Below are 14,205 nucleotides of genomic sequence, written 5' to 3'. Positions count from 1 at the left end.
CGACGACGGCTGAACCCGTCGTCCGCGGGGTAGGGATCTCCCTCTGATCGACAGGTCCATCTATCGCTCTGTAGACAAAGCGGCCAGTCTGGGTAGGTGACATGCGTCCCTCTAGCCTCATATGCATCAGTAGTCACACACGCATCAAAGAAGATGGTGCGACACACCGTGTCTAATCCGACGATGCAGTGCCGAATCGCCCTAGCGTGGACGTCGTGAGCAGCAGCGGCCTGATCTACGCAGCCATCGTGGGGGCTTGGGCCGCCTACCTGGTGCCCATGTGGCTCCGTCGGCAGGACGAGCTCAACGAGCGGCGGTCCACCGGGCGGTTCACCACCGCCATCAAGCTCCTCTCCCGGCGCGAAGCCTTCGAGCTCCGGCACGCGCGACGCGTCGCCGAAGACGAAGAGAGCCGTACGGGAGTCCACATCTCGGTCGACGAACTGCGTTCGCTCAAGCGGCCGACGCGTGTCGACAGGACAGCCCCGGCGGCCAAGCAACAGCCCCAGGCACCGGCCCAGTCTCCGGCGCCGCCCCCGCTCCAGACGGAGCCGCCGGTCGCGCCGCCGGCTCCCGCCCCCGCGCCGACCGTCGCCCCCCGCCCCCCGGCGGCCCGCCCGGCCCGCCCGGCCCGCCCGGCCCGCCCGGCCCGCCCGGCCCGGCCGCCCGGCGGACCGGACGGCCGGGCCGTCCTGCTCGCCCGCCGCCGCCGGGTCATCGTCTGCCTGTTCCTGCTGTTCGCAGCGTGCGTCGCGGTGGCCGCCACAGTCGGCAGCGTGGTCCTGTGGACCCTGCCGGCCGTCCCCGGCCTGCTCCTGTCCGCGTACATCGTCCACCTGCGGGTCCAGGAACGCCGGCGATACGAGTCGACGCTGCGCCGCAGGTTGCGTTCCCACGTCTCCCCGTCGGCGGGACCGTCTGCCGGACCCGGGGCCCAGCGCCGCCGGGCCGAACCCGTCGAGGGCGCCGCGGACGACCGCCCGCACAGGCCTGCCGGCAAGACCGGCGGGCGCCCGGGAAAAGCACCGAGGCCAGGCAAGGCGCCCAACGGCGGCAAGGTGGTCAAGCCGGGACACGGCGCCGCGGCGGACGCCCGCCGCGGTGACGGCGACACGGAGCACGCCGACTGGATCGCTGAGATCCGCGGCACCGTGGACATCCACCTCCCGGGCGACGTCGACGACGACCGGGACCGCGACGCCTGGGACCCCGTTCCGGTGCCCCTGCCGACGTACGTCACCGCTCCCGTCGTCCCGCGCGGCGGCAAGGGTGACGGGGTGGCGGTTCCGGCCCCGCAGGCTCCGGCGGCTCCGTCCGTGCCGGAGCGGAGCGCACCCGCCACACCCCTGTTCGACCAGTACGACCCCGATCCGCGGTTCGGGCGCCGCGGCGGTCCCGGAGTCCACCCGGTCGGCCAGGACGACTATGAACACGAGTGGCCGCGGGCCAGCAACGAGTGATCCACTTCTCGGCGGAATCGGTTTCCGAAGCACTCCGCCGAGGTGGTAATGTTCTTCCCGTCGGGCCCGTGGCGCAGTCTGGTAGCGCACCTCGTTCGCATCGAGGGGGTCTGGGGTTCAAATCCCCACGGGTCCACACAGTCCAGAAGCCCCACCGGTTCATCCGGTGGGGCTTCTGGCGTTTCCGGCGTTTCCGGCGGGTGCGCGAGGGGCGCGCGGCGGTCCAGGTTTTTAGCTGTAGTCACCATGCGTGTGCGGGCGCTTATTACGGTCGCGTAGCCCCGTCGCGAAGTGCCAGCATCCTGTGACATGGCTGACCTTGGAATCACTGATTTGACCCTGTCCGGAGCAAAGAAAGATCTTTTGTCCGGTATCGACTCCTACGTTGCCATTGGGGACAGCTTTACCGAAGGCCTGGGCGACCCTGGCCCTGACGGCACCCTGCTCGGCTGGGCGGACCGCTTCGCCGGTCGCCTCGCCACCGTGCGACCAAGGCTGATGTACGCGAACCTCGCGGTGCGCGGCAAGATGCTGCACCAGATCGTCGAGGAGCAGCTGCCCACCGCCTTGGAGCTGCGGCCCACGATGCTGAGCTTCTGCGCCGGCGGCAACGACGTGCTCCGGCCCGGCGGTGACCCCGACAAGCTCGCCGCCGAGTACGAACAGGCGGTGGTGGCGCTGCGCGCGGCGGGGTCGCACGTGCTGGTTTTCACGGGATTCGACACCAAGGACATGACGTTCCTCAAGCTCATCCGCGGCAAGGTCGCGACGTACAACGAGAACCTGCGGGTGATCGCTGACAAGTACGACTGCACGGTGGTCGACCTCTGGGGCCTGGAAGCCACCCAGGACCGGCGCGCGTGGAGCGAGGACCGGCTGCACCTGTCGGCTGAGGGCCACGAGCGGGTGGCGCTGAAGGCCAGCCAGGCGATGGGCCTGGCGATCGAGACCGACCCGAACGCCCCGTGGCCCGAGGTGGCCGAGTCTGCGGCGGCGGACAAGGCCGCGGCGGCCCGCCTCGCCCAGGTGCAGGAGGCCGCCGCCGCGCGCCTGGCGCACGTACAGGAGAACGTCCAGTGGGCGCGTGAGCACCTCGCACCCTGGATCGGCCGCCGACTGCGCGGCGAATCCTCCGGCGACGGCCTGACGGCCAAGCGGCCGGACCTGGCGCCGTTGTGCGGATCGGGCACGGAGCGCAACTCCTGACGCGGTCTGCCCCGCCGGGAAGAGTCTCCCGGCGGGGTTCCGCGGTTTCAGCGACAGCACATCGTCAGATCCAGGTGGTCAGCCACATCCGGTCGCGCCACTGGTCCACCGGGATCGTCTGGCCGGTGAAGATCGGGAAGAAGTACAGGAAATTCCACGCGATCAGGACGATGATCGCGACCACCCCCGCGATGCCCCACGTGCGCCGTCTGTCGCTCGCCTCCGGTGGCCCCAGGATCGCGCCGAGCAGCATGGTCACCGCGAGCACCAGGAACGGTACGAACACGACCGCGTAGAACAGGAAGATCGTGCGGGACTGGTAGAAGTACCAAGGCAGCCAGCCGGCCGCCAGCGCGCCGAGTATCGCGCCGGCCCGCCAGTCGCGCCGCGCGGCCCAGCGGTAGAGCAGGTAGAGCACCGCCACCACGCCGGTCCACCACAGCAGCGGAGTGCCGATGCCGAGGACCTCCTGCGCGCAGTCCTGCGCTGTGCAGCCGTCAGTGCCCCGGTGCACGGTCTCGTACGAGTACGACACCGGGCGGCCGAGGACCAGCCAGCTCCAGAAATTCGATTCGTACGGATGCGAAGTGCCCAGGTTGGTGTGGAAGTTCCACATTTCCGCGTGGTAGTGCCACAGGCTGCGCAGGCCCTCCGGCATCCAGCGCATGTCGAACTGGAACGGCATACGGACGCCCAGGACCTTCTCCGGCGACAGCCCGTCACGGTTCGAGGCCCAGTGCCGGTTGTAGCCGTCGCTGGTCAGGAACCATCCCGACCACGACCAGATGTAGACGCCGATCGCGACCGGCACCGTGGACAGGAACGCCCACAGCACGTCGCGGCGCAGGACCGCGCGGACCGGCCGGGGCGCTCCGGCGGCGCGGCGGGTGCCGACGTCCCACAGGACGGTCATCGTCCCGAAGGCCGCCAGGTAGTACATGCCGCTCCACTTGGTGCCGCAGGCCAGGCCCAGGAGGATGCCGGCGATCAGCCGCCACGGGCGCAGTCCCAGGCCCATGGCCATCGCCTCGGCCGGGTCGATGCCGTCCTGCAGCCGCTGGGCCACCAGCGCCCGGGTCTGGTCCCGGTCGATGAGCAGTGCGCCGAACGCGGCCAGGATCCAGAACATCAGGACCAGGTCGAGCAGCGCGGTGCGGCTCATCACGAAGTGCAGGCCGTCGAGGGACAGCAGCAGGCCGGCGATGCAGCCGAGCAGTGTCGAGCGGAACAGCCGGCGGCCGATCCGGATGATCATCAGTACCGAGAGCGTGCCGAGCACCGCGACGGCGAACCGCCAGCCGAACGGCGTCAGGCCGAAGAGCTGCTCGCCGAGGGCGATGACCCACTTGCCGATCGGCGGATGGACGATGTACGAGGGGTCTGATTTGAACGCGTCGCCGAAGTTCCCGGCGAGGATGTCCTTGTTCGCGTTCTCGGTCCAGGTGCCTTCGTACCCCAGCTTGAGCAGTGACCAGCTGTCCTTGGCGTAGTAGGTCTCGTCGAATATCACCGCCTTCGGCGTCCCCAGGTGCCAGAACCGCAGGATCCCGGCCATCACGGTGATCAGCAGTGCCGCGATCCAGCCGCCGCCCGCGTAGGCGGTGCTGTCGGTGTACGCGGGCACCAGGCGCTCGCGCGGCGGTCTGCTCCGGCGCGGCCGGTATCCGAACCTGGCCAGGCTGGCCAGCGCCCGACGGCTGTCCTCAGCAGGTTCTCCCGAGCTCGCACCAGGCCCGCCGGAGTCGCTCTGCGGGCCGGGCGCAGGGCGGCTGAGGGGCTGGTCATCGGTCGCCACGTCGCTCGTCACCCGGACATCGTATGGGTGGGTTTCGCTGGGGGAGATGAGTCTGCCCCAGGCGGGGCGGCCGGGGTGGCCCCAGAGGTCCGGGGGCCGGGCCCCCGGGTGGACACAGTGGGGGAGGATTGGGCCTGTGCAGCATGAAATGAAGGACCCCACGGACGTTACGGCCGGACTACTGGTGCTCGCGGGCACCCCGATCGGGGACGTCGGGGACGCCCCGCCCCGCCTGGCGGCCGAACTCGCCAAGGCCGACATCGTCGCGGCCGAGGACACCCGGCGGCTGCGGCGGCTGACCGGTGCGCTCGGCGTCGAGGTGCCGGGCCGGGTGGTCTCGTACTTCGAAGGCAACGAGGTCGCCCGTACGCCCGAACTGGTCGCCGCGCTCAAGGACGGTAAGAGGGTGCTCCTGGTGACCGACGCCGGGATGCCGTCCGTCTCAGACCCGGGCTTCCGGCTGGTGGAAGGGGCGGTGGCCGAGGACATCAGGGTCACCGCGGTGCCCGGTCCCTCCGCGGTGCTGACCGCGCTGGCGCTGTCGGGGCTGCCGGTGGACCGGTTCTGCTTCGAGGGGTTCCTGCCGCGCAAGGGCGGTGAACGCGCCAAACGACTGGCCGAGCTCAAGGACGAGCCCCGTACGCTCGTCTTTTTCGAAGCGACCCACCGCATCGAGGACTCACTCAAGGACATGTCCGAGGCCTTTGGCGCGGACCGCCGTGCGGCCGTGTGCCGGGAGCTGACGAAGACGTACGAGGAGATCAAACGCGGCGGGCTCGGCGAGCTGACGGCCTGGGCCGCCGACGGGGTACGGGGGGAGATCACGGTCGTGGTCTCCGGCGCACCGCCGGCCGACCCGTCGGAGGCGGGGCCTGAGGAGCTCGCGGCCCGGGTGGCCCTGCGGGTGGACGCGGGCGAGAACCGCAAGGAGGCCATCGCTGCGGTCGCTGTGGAGGCGGGGCTGCCCAAGCGGATCGTGTTCGACGCGGTTGTGGCTGCCAAAAAGGGACCATCCCCCGCATAACGGTCGGGTTTTCCCGTACGCCCGAACTGTCGCGCAGTGACCTTGCCGACTTCCCGAGATCGCAAAACCGGACGTACGGTCAAACCCCGGTATGGCGGAGGTAGCGCCTAAGTCACCGGAAACGCCCGTTTCCCATGGTTCGTCCTGGTGAGCGTCAAGCCTTCCCGGAGCCCGGTTGCTGCCCGAATTGTCCGGGCATTCTCGATGCAGTAGGGGCAGGACCGGTACCGGCGACCCGGTGGTGGTCGGCCCCTCCGGTTCGGGGAGGTCGTCATGATCGACGGAACGCGCGGCCGTGGTGTCGTGCACGAGGCCTACGCATTCGTCTGCATGGGTTGCGGGCACGGTTGGGAACGGGACTACGAGATCAGGCACACCACCGACCTGCACGGGCACGAAGTGGTCGTGTACTACCTGGACACCGTCGCGGTGCCCTCGCCGTTCCGGCAGCCGCAGTGTGAGCGGTGCGACGGCCACCGGCTGCGGGTCCTGCCGGCGGGGCGGGTCGCCCGGATGCACCCTGCGGTTCCGCCGCAGCGCGCTCCCAAGCCGGACCCGAAGCCCGCGGCCAAAACCGACGGCCAGGCCCAGGACCAGCCGCGCCGCGGCTTTCTGCACCGCCGCAAGGGCGGCGGCCAGCCGGAGGCGGGAGCGGCCTGACGCGGGCCCGTTCCGACACGGTGCGGGTCGCCCGGCGGGGCGGCCCACACCCTCCGCATATATGGAGGGAAGCCACGCCGGGGCGGCCACTACGATTAGCCCTATGGCGGCCACAGATTCCCAACAGCAGCACGGTGTCGGTAAGACCTACTTCGTCACGACTCCGATTTATTACGTAAACGACGCACCGCACCTCGGCCACGCCTATACGACCATCGCAGGCGATGTGCTCACCCGCTGGCACCGCCAGCGCGGCGAGAAGGCGTGGTTCCTCACGGGCACCGACGAGCACGGCCAGAAGATCATGCGTACGGCCGCCGCGAACAACGTCACCCCGCAGGAGTGGTGCGACCGGCTGGTCGAGTCGGCGTGGAAGCCGCTCTGGGAGCACCTGGACATCGCCAACGACGACTTCATCCGGACCACGGAGAAGCGGCACACCGACCGGGTCCAGGAGTTCGTCCAGGACCTCTCGGACAAGGGCGAGATCTTCAAGGGCGGATACGAAGGCCCGTACTGCGTCGGCTGCGAGGAGTTCAAGGCTCCCGGCGATCTGATCGACGGTACCGGCGAGTTCGCGGGCGAGAAGGTGTGTCCGATCCACAAGAAGCCCGTGGAGATGCTTGAGGAGGAGAACTACTTCTTCAAGCTGTCCGAGTACGGCCCCAGGCTCCTTGAGTTCTACGCGGCCAACCCCGACTTCATCCAGCCGGAGTCGGCCCGCAACGAGGTCGTGAACTTCGTCAAGCAGGGCCTGCAGGACCTGTCGATGTCCCGGTCCACGTTCGACTGGGGCATCCCGATCCCGTGGGACACCAAGCACGTCATCTACGTGTGGATCGACGCGCTGCTGAACTACGCCACAGCGGTCGGCTACGGCGCGGACCAGGAGAAGTTCGACGCGACCTTCCCGGCCGACGTGCACCTGGTCGGCAAGGACATCCTGCGCTTCCACGCGGTGATCTGGCCGGCCATGCTGATGGCCCAGGGACTGCCGGTGCCCGGCAAGGTCTTCGCCCACGGCTGGCTGATGGTCGGCGGCGAGAAGATGAGCAAGTCCGCTCTGACTGGCATCTCACCGCAGCAACTCACCGAGCACTTCGGGGTGGACGCCTACCGCTGGTACTTCCTGCGGGCGATCCAGTTCGGCAACGACGGCTCGTTCTCGTGGGAGGACTTCTCCGCGCGCTACACCGCCGAGCTGGCCAACGACTTCGGCAACCTGGCCTCCCGGGTCGCCGCGATGGTCGGCAAGTACTTCGAGGGCGTCCTGCCTGCGGCGACGGCGTCCGGAGACGCCGAGAAGGTCCTCCAGGACGCGCTGGCGGAGACCGTGCGGACGGCCGACGATCTGATCGGCGAGAAGCTGGACTTCCAGGGCGGCATCGAGGCGGTCTTCGCCTTCGTGAAGCTGGTCAACGGCTACCTCACCGAGCAGGAACCCTGGAAGGTCGCCAAGGACGAATCCGCGGCGGGCCAGGCGAAGCTCGCCACGATCCTCTACACGGCGTCCGAGTCGCTGCGCGCGATGGCGGTCCTGCTCAACCCGGTGATGCCGACGATCTCCGAGAAGCTGTGGCTCTCGCTGGGCGCCGAAGCCTCCCTGGGCGCGCTCGCCGACCAGAAGGTCCAGGACGCCGGCACGTGGGGTCAGCTGCCCGCGGGCGCGACGATCACCAAGGGCGACATCCTGTTCCCCCGGTTGGAAGAGAAGAAGATCGCATAGTCAGCGCCACGCGGGCTCTGCCCAGGGGTCTGGGGCGTGGCGCCCCAGGTGGGCACATCCTGTTCCCGCGCCTTGAAGAGATCAAGAAGGAAGCGTAAAGCGATGAGTACGGTACGCAAGCGGCGCGACAAGCCGGAGAAGGACGTCTCTCCGCCCCCGGTCCCCGCGCCGCTGCGCGTGCCGGTGTGGGACGCCCACACCCATCTCGACCTGCAGGAGACCACGATCGAGGACGCCGTACGCACGGCGTCCTCGGTCGGGGTCGACACCCTGGTGCAGGTCGGCATCGACGTGCCGTCGTCGCGGTGGGCCCTGGAGGCCGCGCAGAGTCACCCGCGCATCCTGGCGACCGTCGCGCTGCACCCGAACGAAGCGCCGCGCCTGGTGCACGGCGATCCGGACGGCTGGTCGGGGCAGCAGCGCGAAGCCGGCGGCACGGCAGCCCTTGACGCGGCGTTGGAAGAGATCGACGCGCTGGCCGCGCACCCCCGGGTGCGGGGGATCGGCGAGACCGGGCTCGACTACTTCCGGACCGGACCTGACGGTGTGGAAGCCCAGCAGGAGTCGTTCCGGCGGCACATCGCGATCGCGAAGAAGCACGGCAAGCCCCTGGTCATCCATGACCGCGAGGCGCACGCCGACGTGCTGCGCATCCTCGACGAGGAAGGCGCTCCGGACAGTGTGGTCTTCCACTGCTACTCGGGCGACGCCGATATGGCCAAGGTCTGTACGGACAAGGGCTACATCATGTCCTTTGCCGGAACCGTCACGTACAAAAGCGCACAGGACCTGCGGGACGCGCTCGCGGTGGCTCCGCTGGAACTGCTCCTCGTTGAGACCGACGCGCCGTTCCTGACGCCTCATCCGTTCCGCGGGCGGCCGAACGCGCCGTATCTGATCCCGGTCACGGTCCGGGCGATGGCCCAGGTCAAGGGCGTCACCGAAGAAGAACTGTGCGCGGCACTCGCGGCGAACGCCGTACGAGTGTTCGGCACGCCCTGAACAGCGCCCTGAACAGTGCCTTGAGCAGTGCCTTGAGCAATGCCCTGAACAATCCCTGAGCGGTACGGATTACCCCGACCCAGGCCCAACGAGTGAATCTCCCCGGAAAACGCGACCACGTACCGTGACGATCCGTGTACAGTCCGTTGCTCGTCGGCGTGGCTGATCGCGCCACGTCGCCGTACCGGAGATTTTCAACGTCCAGGAGCAGTGGTGGGTCGTCGTTCCGCAGGCCCCGTCCCCCGGCAGTCCCGCCGGGCGGGCGGCCGGTCCGTATCGCCGAAACCGGCCTTCCTCGCCACGGTGCTGCCCCAGGCCCTGGTGGTGGCCGTGCTGGTCGGCGGCACCACCGCGTTCGTGTCGTACGACAAGACGGTGACCCTGGTCGTCGACGGCGAACAGCGCGTGGTGCGCACGTTCGCGACGGATGTGTCAGAGCTGCTGGTCAAGCAGGACCTTGTCGCCGGCGAGCACGACCTGGTCGCGCCGGGCCGCAAGACGAAGCTGGACGACGGCGACAAGGTCGCGGTCCGCTACGGCCGTCCGCTGACCATGACCCTGGACGGGCGGCAGCAGCAGGTGTGGGTGACCGCCACCTCGGTGGCCGAGGCCCTGGACCAGCTGGGGGTCCGGGCCGACGGTGCGTTCCTGTCGGTCTCCCGCGACCTGCCGATCGGCCGGCAGGGGCTGGTGCTGGACATCCGCACCGAACGCGGCGTCACCTTCCTGGTGGACGGCCGACAGGTGCCCTTGCGCACCAACGCCGCCACAGTGGCGGAGGCCATCGGGCAGGCGGGCTTGGCGCTCGGCCCGCAGGACCGCATCAGCGCGCCGCTGGACGCGTACCCGACCGAGGGCCAGACCGTCGAGATCCTGCGGATCTCGGGCTCCACGGTGACCAAGGACGAGAAGATTCCGTTCGAGACGGAGAAGCAGGACGACCCCACCCAGTACAAGGGCAGTGAGGCCGTCGTCACCAAGGGCGTGCCCGGGATCAGGAAGACCACCTTCGCGTTCGAAACGGTCAACGGTGCAAAGCAGAAGCCGCGCAAGGTGTCGGAGCAGGTGGTCAAGGAACCTGTGAAGCAGGTGGTGAAGGTCGGCACCAAGGCCCTGCCCACCAGCGTCGCGGGCACGGACAACCTCAACTGGGGCGCGCTGGCACAGTGCGAGGCGGGCGGCCGGGCCGACGCGGTGGATCCTTCGGGGACTTACCACGGTCTCTACCAGTTCGACCGGGGGACGTGGAGGTCGATGGGCGGCAGCGGGGCGCCGAGCGAGGCCCCCGCTGCCGAACAGACCTACCGGGCCAAACTGATGTTCGTACAGCGGGGGTCGAGTCCGTGGCCGCACTGTGGCCGTAGGCTTTACTCGTGAATGAGCACGACAGAGGGCTTCTCGGCCCCGCGGAGATCCGCGAACTGGCCACCGTCCTCGGCGTACGCCCGACCAAGCAGCGCGGGCAGAACTTCGTCATCGACGCCAATACCGTCCGCAGGATCGTCCGTACGGCCGACGTGCGCGCGGACGACACCGTGCTTGAGGTCGGCCCGGGCCTCGGCTCGCTGACCCTGGCGCTCCTGGAGGTCGCCGCACACGTCACCGCGGTGGAGATCGACCCGGTGCTCGCGGGACACCTGCCGACCACCATCGCCGCGCGGATGCCCGACAAGGCGGCGAACTTCGAGCTGGTGTCCGGCGACGCGATGACCGTCACCGAACTGCCCGGACCGGCTCCCACCGCCCTGGTGGCCAACCTCCCGTACAACATCTCGGTCCCGGTCCTCCTGCACATGCTGGAGACGTTCCCGACGATCGAGCGCACCCTGGTGATGGTGCAGGCCGAGGTCGCCGACCGGCTCGCCGCCGCCCCGGGGAACAAGGTGTACGGCGTGCCGTCGGTGAAGGCCGCCTGGTACACCGAGGTGAAGCGGGCCGGCGCGATCGGGCGGCACGTCTTCTGGCCGGCCCCGAACGTCGACTCAGGGCTTGTCTCACTGGTGCGGCGCGATCCGCCGGAGACCACCGCCACCCGCAAGGAGGTCTTCGCGGTGGTCGACGCGGCCTTCGCGCAGCGCCGCAAGACGCTGCGGGCGGCGCTGGCCGGCTGGGCGGGCTCCGCGCAGGCGGCCGAGGACGCTTTGACGGCCGCGGGCATCGACCCGAAGCTCCGGGGCGAGATGCTCACCGTGGACCAGTTCGCCCGCATCGCCGAGAACAAGATCGAGTCCGGTCGGCAGACCGGGCCCGTCGCGGGATAGCCCCTTCGGGCGCCGCCCTGCGCGGGTGACGGCCGTCCGTCACCCGTACGATCGAGGCAACCCCCGACGAGCCCCGAGGAGCATGCACGCGTGTCCGCCGTTACCGTCGTGGTGCCCGCCAAGGTCAACCTGCAGCTAGCAGTAGGCGCGGTGCGTCCGGACGGCTACCACGAGCTGGTGTCGGTGTTCCACGCCGTCGCCCTGTTCGACGAGGTGACCGTACGGGCGGCCGACCGGCTGACGGTCACCGTCGAAGGCGAGGGCGCGGAGTCGGTCCCCACGGACCGCTCCAACCTGGCCGCCAAGGCTGTCGAACTGCTCGCTGACCGGCTGGGCCGGTCGCCGAACGTGCACGTGCACATCGACAAGGGCATCCCTGTCGCCGGCGGCATGGCGGGCGGCAGCGCGGACGCCGCGGCCACGCTCCTGGCCTGCGACGCCCTGTGGGGCACCGGGACCCCGCGGGAACTGCTCCGCCGCCTGGGCGCGGACCTCGGCAGCGATGTGCCGTTCAGCGACCTCGGCGGCACCGCGATCGGCACCGGACGCGGCGAACAACTGGCCGCCGTGCCGACGGTCGGCCGCTTCCACTGGGTCTTCGCGCTGGCCGACGGAGGTTTGTCGACCCCCGCCGTCTACCGCGAGTGCGACCGGCTGCGCACGGGTCGTCCCGTACCCGATCCGCTTCCCAGCGAGCCCCTCATCGCCGCGCTGCGCGCCGGGGACGCCCACGCGCTGGGCCGGAACCTGAGCAACGACCTCCAGGAGGCCGCAGTCTCGCTGCGGCCCTCGCTGGCCGACACGTTGTCCGTCGGCACCGCCGCGGGCGCGCTCGGCGCCCTGGTCTCCGGCTCCGGGCCCACCTGCGCGTTCCTCGCGGAGGACGCAGCCGGCGCGGCGCGGGTCGCCGCGGCCCTGGAGGCCTCCGGCACCTGCCGGGCCGCCCGGGTCGCCGAAGGCCCCGTGCCCGGAGCCCGGGTGAAGCCCGCCGAGTGGGTCCTGCGCAGCAGCGTCCGCTGACAGCGCCCGCGGAAGCACCGGCCCGCTGACGTTGTTCGCCTTAAGGGCGCCCGCTGAACGGGGCGTCCACCACCACCTCATCCCAATTTCCAAGAATTCGAGAAAGAACCACTGTGGCGAACCTGGTCAATCTGGAGAACGTCGGCAAGGCGTACGTCATGCGTACGCTCCTCGACGGCGTGTCCCTCGGCGTCGGCGAGGGCGAGCGCATCGGCGTCGTCGGCCGCAACGGCGACGGCAAGACCACGCTGATCAAGGTCATGGCGCAGCGGGAGCCGGTGGACTCCGGCCGGGTCACCCACGTCAGCGGTCTGCAGATCGGCTTCCTGTCCCAGACGGACGACCTCGACCCGGCCGCGACCGTCCGGCACGAGATCATCGCCGACCGGGCCGACCACGAGTGGATGGGCGACGCGAAGGTCCGCGACGTCATCAACGGCTTGTTCGGCGGCCTGGACATGCCCGGCTTCCCGCAGGGCCTCGACACGGTCATCGGCCCGCTGTCAGGTGGTGAGCGCCGCCGTATCGCGCTGGCCAAGCTGCTCATCTCCGAGCAGGACCTGATCATCCTGGACGAGCCGACCAACCACCTCGACGTCGAGGGCATCTCCTGGCTCGCCCAGCACCTGAAGACCCGCCGGTCCTCGCTTGTCGTCGTCACCCACGACCGGTGGTTCCTGGACGAGGTCTGCACCCGCACCTGGGACGTCCAGTCCGGACAGGTGTACGACTACGAGGGTGGCTACTCGGCGTACGTCCTGGCCCGCGTCGAGCGGGACCGGATCTCGGCGACTGAGGAGACCAAGCGGCAGAACCTGGCCCGCAAAGAGCTGGCGTGGCTGCGCCGGGGCGCTCCTGCCCGGACGTCCAAGCCGAAGTTCCGGATCGACGCGGCCAATGAGCTGATTGCCAGCGAGCCGCCGGTGCGTGACCGCAGCGAGCTGATGAAGTTCGCCAACGCGCGGCTCGGCAAGACGGTGTTCGACCTGGAGGACGTGACCGTCCAGGCCGGTCCGAAGACCTTGCTGGAGAATCTGACCTGGCAGCTCGGCCCCGGTGACCGGGTCGGTCTGGTCGGCGTCAACGGTTCCGGTAAGACCTCGCTGATGCGGGCGATGTCGAACGCCTTCGCCACCGAGGCGGAGCCGGCCGCGGGCAAGGTCAAGGTCGGCAAGACCGTACGGCTGGCCTACCTGTCGCAGGAGGTCACCGAGCTGAACCCGGACTGGCGCGTCCTGGAGGCCGTGCAGAAGGTCCGCGACCGCGTCGACCTCGGGAAGGGACGCGAACTGACCGCAGGGCAGTTGTGCGAGCAGTTCGGCTTCACCGGTGAGAAGCAGTGGACGCCGGTCGGTGACCTGTCCGGTGGCGAGCGCCGTCGGCTCCAGCTGCTGCGGCTGTTGATGGACGAGCCGAACGTGCTGTTCATGGACGAACCGACCAACGACCTCGACATCGAGACGCTGACCCAGCTTGAGGACCTCCTCGACGGCTGGCCCGGTTCGCTCGTCGTGATCTCTCACGACCGCTACTTCATCGAGCGCACCACGGACACGGTGTGGGCGCTGCTCGGCGACCGCACCCTGCGGATGTTGCCCAACGGCATCGAGGAGTACCTCGCCCGCCGGCACGAGGCGACCACGACGGCGACGGCGACTGTGGCCGGGTCGGCGCGGCAGAAGACCGGGGACACCAGGGGCGCGCGCAAGGAGATCCAGAAGGTCGAACGGCAGATCAAGAAGCTGGACCAGCGCGAGGTGACGCTGCACGCCGGGCTGGCCGACCACGCCTCGGACTTCGACAAGTTCAACGATCTCGACGCCGAACTGCGGGCCGTCCGCGAGGAAAAGAGCGAGCTGGAACTCAAGTGGTTGGAGATGGCGGAAGCCCTCGAAAACTGACTGTGACTCAACTCACGTGTGCGCGCCCGCCGTTCGGTTCCGGCGGGCGTTGCGTGCATGAGGGCTGCATCAGACGTATAACTGATGGATAAAGACTGGTCGTGCGCACTCGCACACGGGGTCGCTGTCGGGGGAGATCGCTAGAATCCC

11 protein-coding genes and 1 tRNA gene are annotated in these 14,205 nt (G+C 69.5%); 11 read left to right on the top strand and 1 reads right to left on the bottom strand.

Annotated elements, in window-relative coordinates:
• The first annotated feature begins 215 nt into the window (after nucleotides 1-215).
• From sepX to AC0Z36_RS05640, 3 genes are all read left to right on the top strand, one after another.
• On the top strand, nucleotides 216-1,460 hold the full coding sequence (gene sepX / locus AC0Z36_RS05650) for a divisome protein SepX/GlpR (RefSeq protein WP_485461565.1): 1,245 nt from the start codon (nucleotides 216-218) through the stop codon (nucleotides 1,458-1,460).
• A gap of 62 nt (nucleotides 1,461-1,522) precedes the next feature.
• A tRNA-Ala gene (locus tag AC0Z36_RS05645) sits at nucleotides 1,523-1,596 on the top strand.
• Between the two features lie 173 nt (nucleotides 1,597-1,769).
• Complete coding sequence (locus tag AC0Z36_RS05640; RefSeq protein ID WP_485461564.1) at nucleotides 1,770-2,666, top strand: SGNH/GDSL hydrolase family protein; 897 nt, start codon at nucleotides 1,770-1,772, stop codon at nucleotides 2,664-2,666.
• Between the two features lie 64 nt (nucleotides 2,667-2,730).
• On the opposite strand, the gene AC0Z36_RS05635 is transcribed toward AC0Z36_RS05640, so the two are convergent.
• On the bottom strand, nucleotides 2,731-4,473 hold the full coding sequence (locus AC0Z36_RS05635) for a dolichyl-phosphate-mannose--protein mannosyltransferase (protein ID WP_485461563.1): 1,743 nt from the start codon (nucleotides 4,471-4,473) through the stop codon (nucleotides 2,731-2,733).
• Between the two features lie 136 nt (nucleotides 4,474-4,609).
• Here AC0Z36_RS05635 and rsmI point away from each other — a divergent pair, with 136 nt between their 5' ends.
• From rsmI to AC0Z36_RS05595, 8 genes are all read left to right on the top strand, one after another.
• Entirely contained in the window at nucleotides 4,610-5,485 is an 876-nt protein-coding gene (rsmI, locus tag AC0Z36_RS05630) for a 16S rRNA (cytidine(1402)-2'-O)-methyltransferase (RefSeq protein ID WP_485461603.1), read from the top strand.
• Nucleotides 5,486-5,758: 273 nt separating this feature from the next.
• Nucleotides 5,759-6,145, top strand: a complete 387-nt coding sequence (locus AC0Z36_RS05625) for a hypothetical protein (protein WP_485461562.1) — start codon at nucleotides 5,759-5,761, stop codon at nucleotides 6,143-6,145.
• A 103-nt stretch (nucleotides 6,146-6,248) separates the two neighbouring features.
• Nucleotides 6,249-7,871: a methionine--tRNA ligase gene (metG, locus tag AC0Z36_RS05620; RefSeq protein ID WP_485461561.1), complete on the top strand. Its 1,623-nt coding sequence runs from the start codon at nucleotides 6,249-6,251 to the stop codon at nucleotides 7,869-7,871.
• A 102-nt stretch (nucleotides 7,872-7,973) separates the two neighbouring features.
• A complete protein-coding gene (locus AC0Z36_RS05615; protein ID WP_485461560.1) occupies nucleotides 7,974-8,873 on the top strand; it encodes a TatD family hydrolase in 900 nt (299 codons plus the stop codon).
• Between the two features lie 213 nt (nucleotides 8,874-9,086).
• Nucleotides 9,087-10,250, top strand: coding sequence for a resuscitation-promoting factor (locus AC0Z36_RS05610; RefSeq protein ID WP_485461559.1), 1,164 nt, complete (start codon nucleotides 9,087-9,089; stop codon nucleotides 10,248-10,250).
• Complete coding sequence (rsmA, locus tag AC0Z36_RS05605) at nucleotides 10,247-11,134, top strand: 16S rRNA (adenine(1518)-N(6)/adenine(1519)-N(6))-dimethyltransferase RsmA (protein ID WP_485461558.1); 888 nt, start codon at nucleotides 10,247-10,249, stop codon at nucleotides 11,132-11,134. The genes AC0Z36_RS05610 and rsmA overlap by 4 nt, the downstream gene beginning before the upstream one ends.
• A gap of 90 nt (nucleotides 11,135-11,224) precedes the next feature.
• Nucleotides 11,225-12,154: a 4-(cytidine 5'-diphospho)-2-C-methyl-D-erythritol kinase gene (locus tag AC0Z36_RS05600; RefSeq protein ID WP_485461557.1), complete on the top strand. Its 930-nt coding sequence runs from the start codon at nucleotides 11,225-11,227 to the stop codon at nucleotides 12,152-12,154.
• A 158-nt stretch (nucleotides 12,155-12,312) separates the two neighbouring features.
• On the top strand, nucleotides 12,313-14,055 hold the full coding sequence (locus tag AC0Z36_RS05595; protein ID WP_485461602.1) for an ABC-F family ATP-binding cassette domain-containing protein: 1,743 nt from the start codon (nucleotides 12,313-12,315) through the stop codon (nucleotides 14,053-14,055).
• Nucleotides 14,056-14,205: the final 150 nt, after the last annotated feature.

The organism is Kitasatospora sp. UYEF31 (assembly GCF_057291755.1).
The sequence above is the reverse complement of the archived record's forward strand: the minus strand, read 5'-3'. Positions and strand labels throughout refer to the sequence as shown.

Excerpts from the sequence above, each read along its gene's own strand:
- metG (WP_485461561.1), top strand. The coding sequence starts at position 6,249 with ATGGCGGCCACAGATTCCCAACAGCAGCACGGTGTCGGTAAGACCTAC.
- AC0Z36_RS05615 (WP_485461560.1), top strand. The coding sequence starts at position 7,974 with ATGAGTACGGTACGCAAGCGGCGCGACAAGCCGGAGAAGGACGTCTCT.
- rsmI (WP_485461603.1), top strand. The coding sequence starts at position 4,610 with ATGAAGGACCCCACGGACGTTACGGCCGGACTACTGGTGCTCGCGGGC.
- AC0Z36_RS05640 (WP_485461564.1), top strand. The coding sequence starts at position 1,770 with ATGGCTGACCTTGGAATCACTGATTTGACCCTGTCCGGAGCAAAGAAA.
- AC0Z36_RS05625 (WP_485461562.1), top strand. The coding sequence starts at position 5,759 with ATGATCGACGGAACGCGCGGCCGTGGTGTCGTGCACGAGGCCTACGCA.
- AC0Z36_RS05595 (WP_485461602.1), top strand. The coding sequence starts at position 12,313 with ATGCGTACGCTCCTCGACGGCGTGTCCCTCGGCGTCGGCGAGGGCGAG.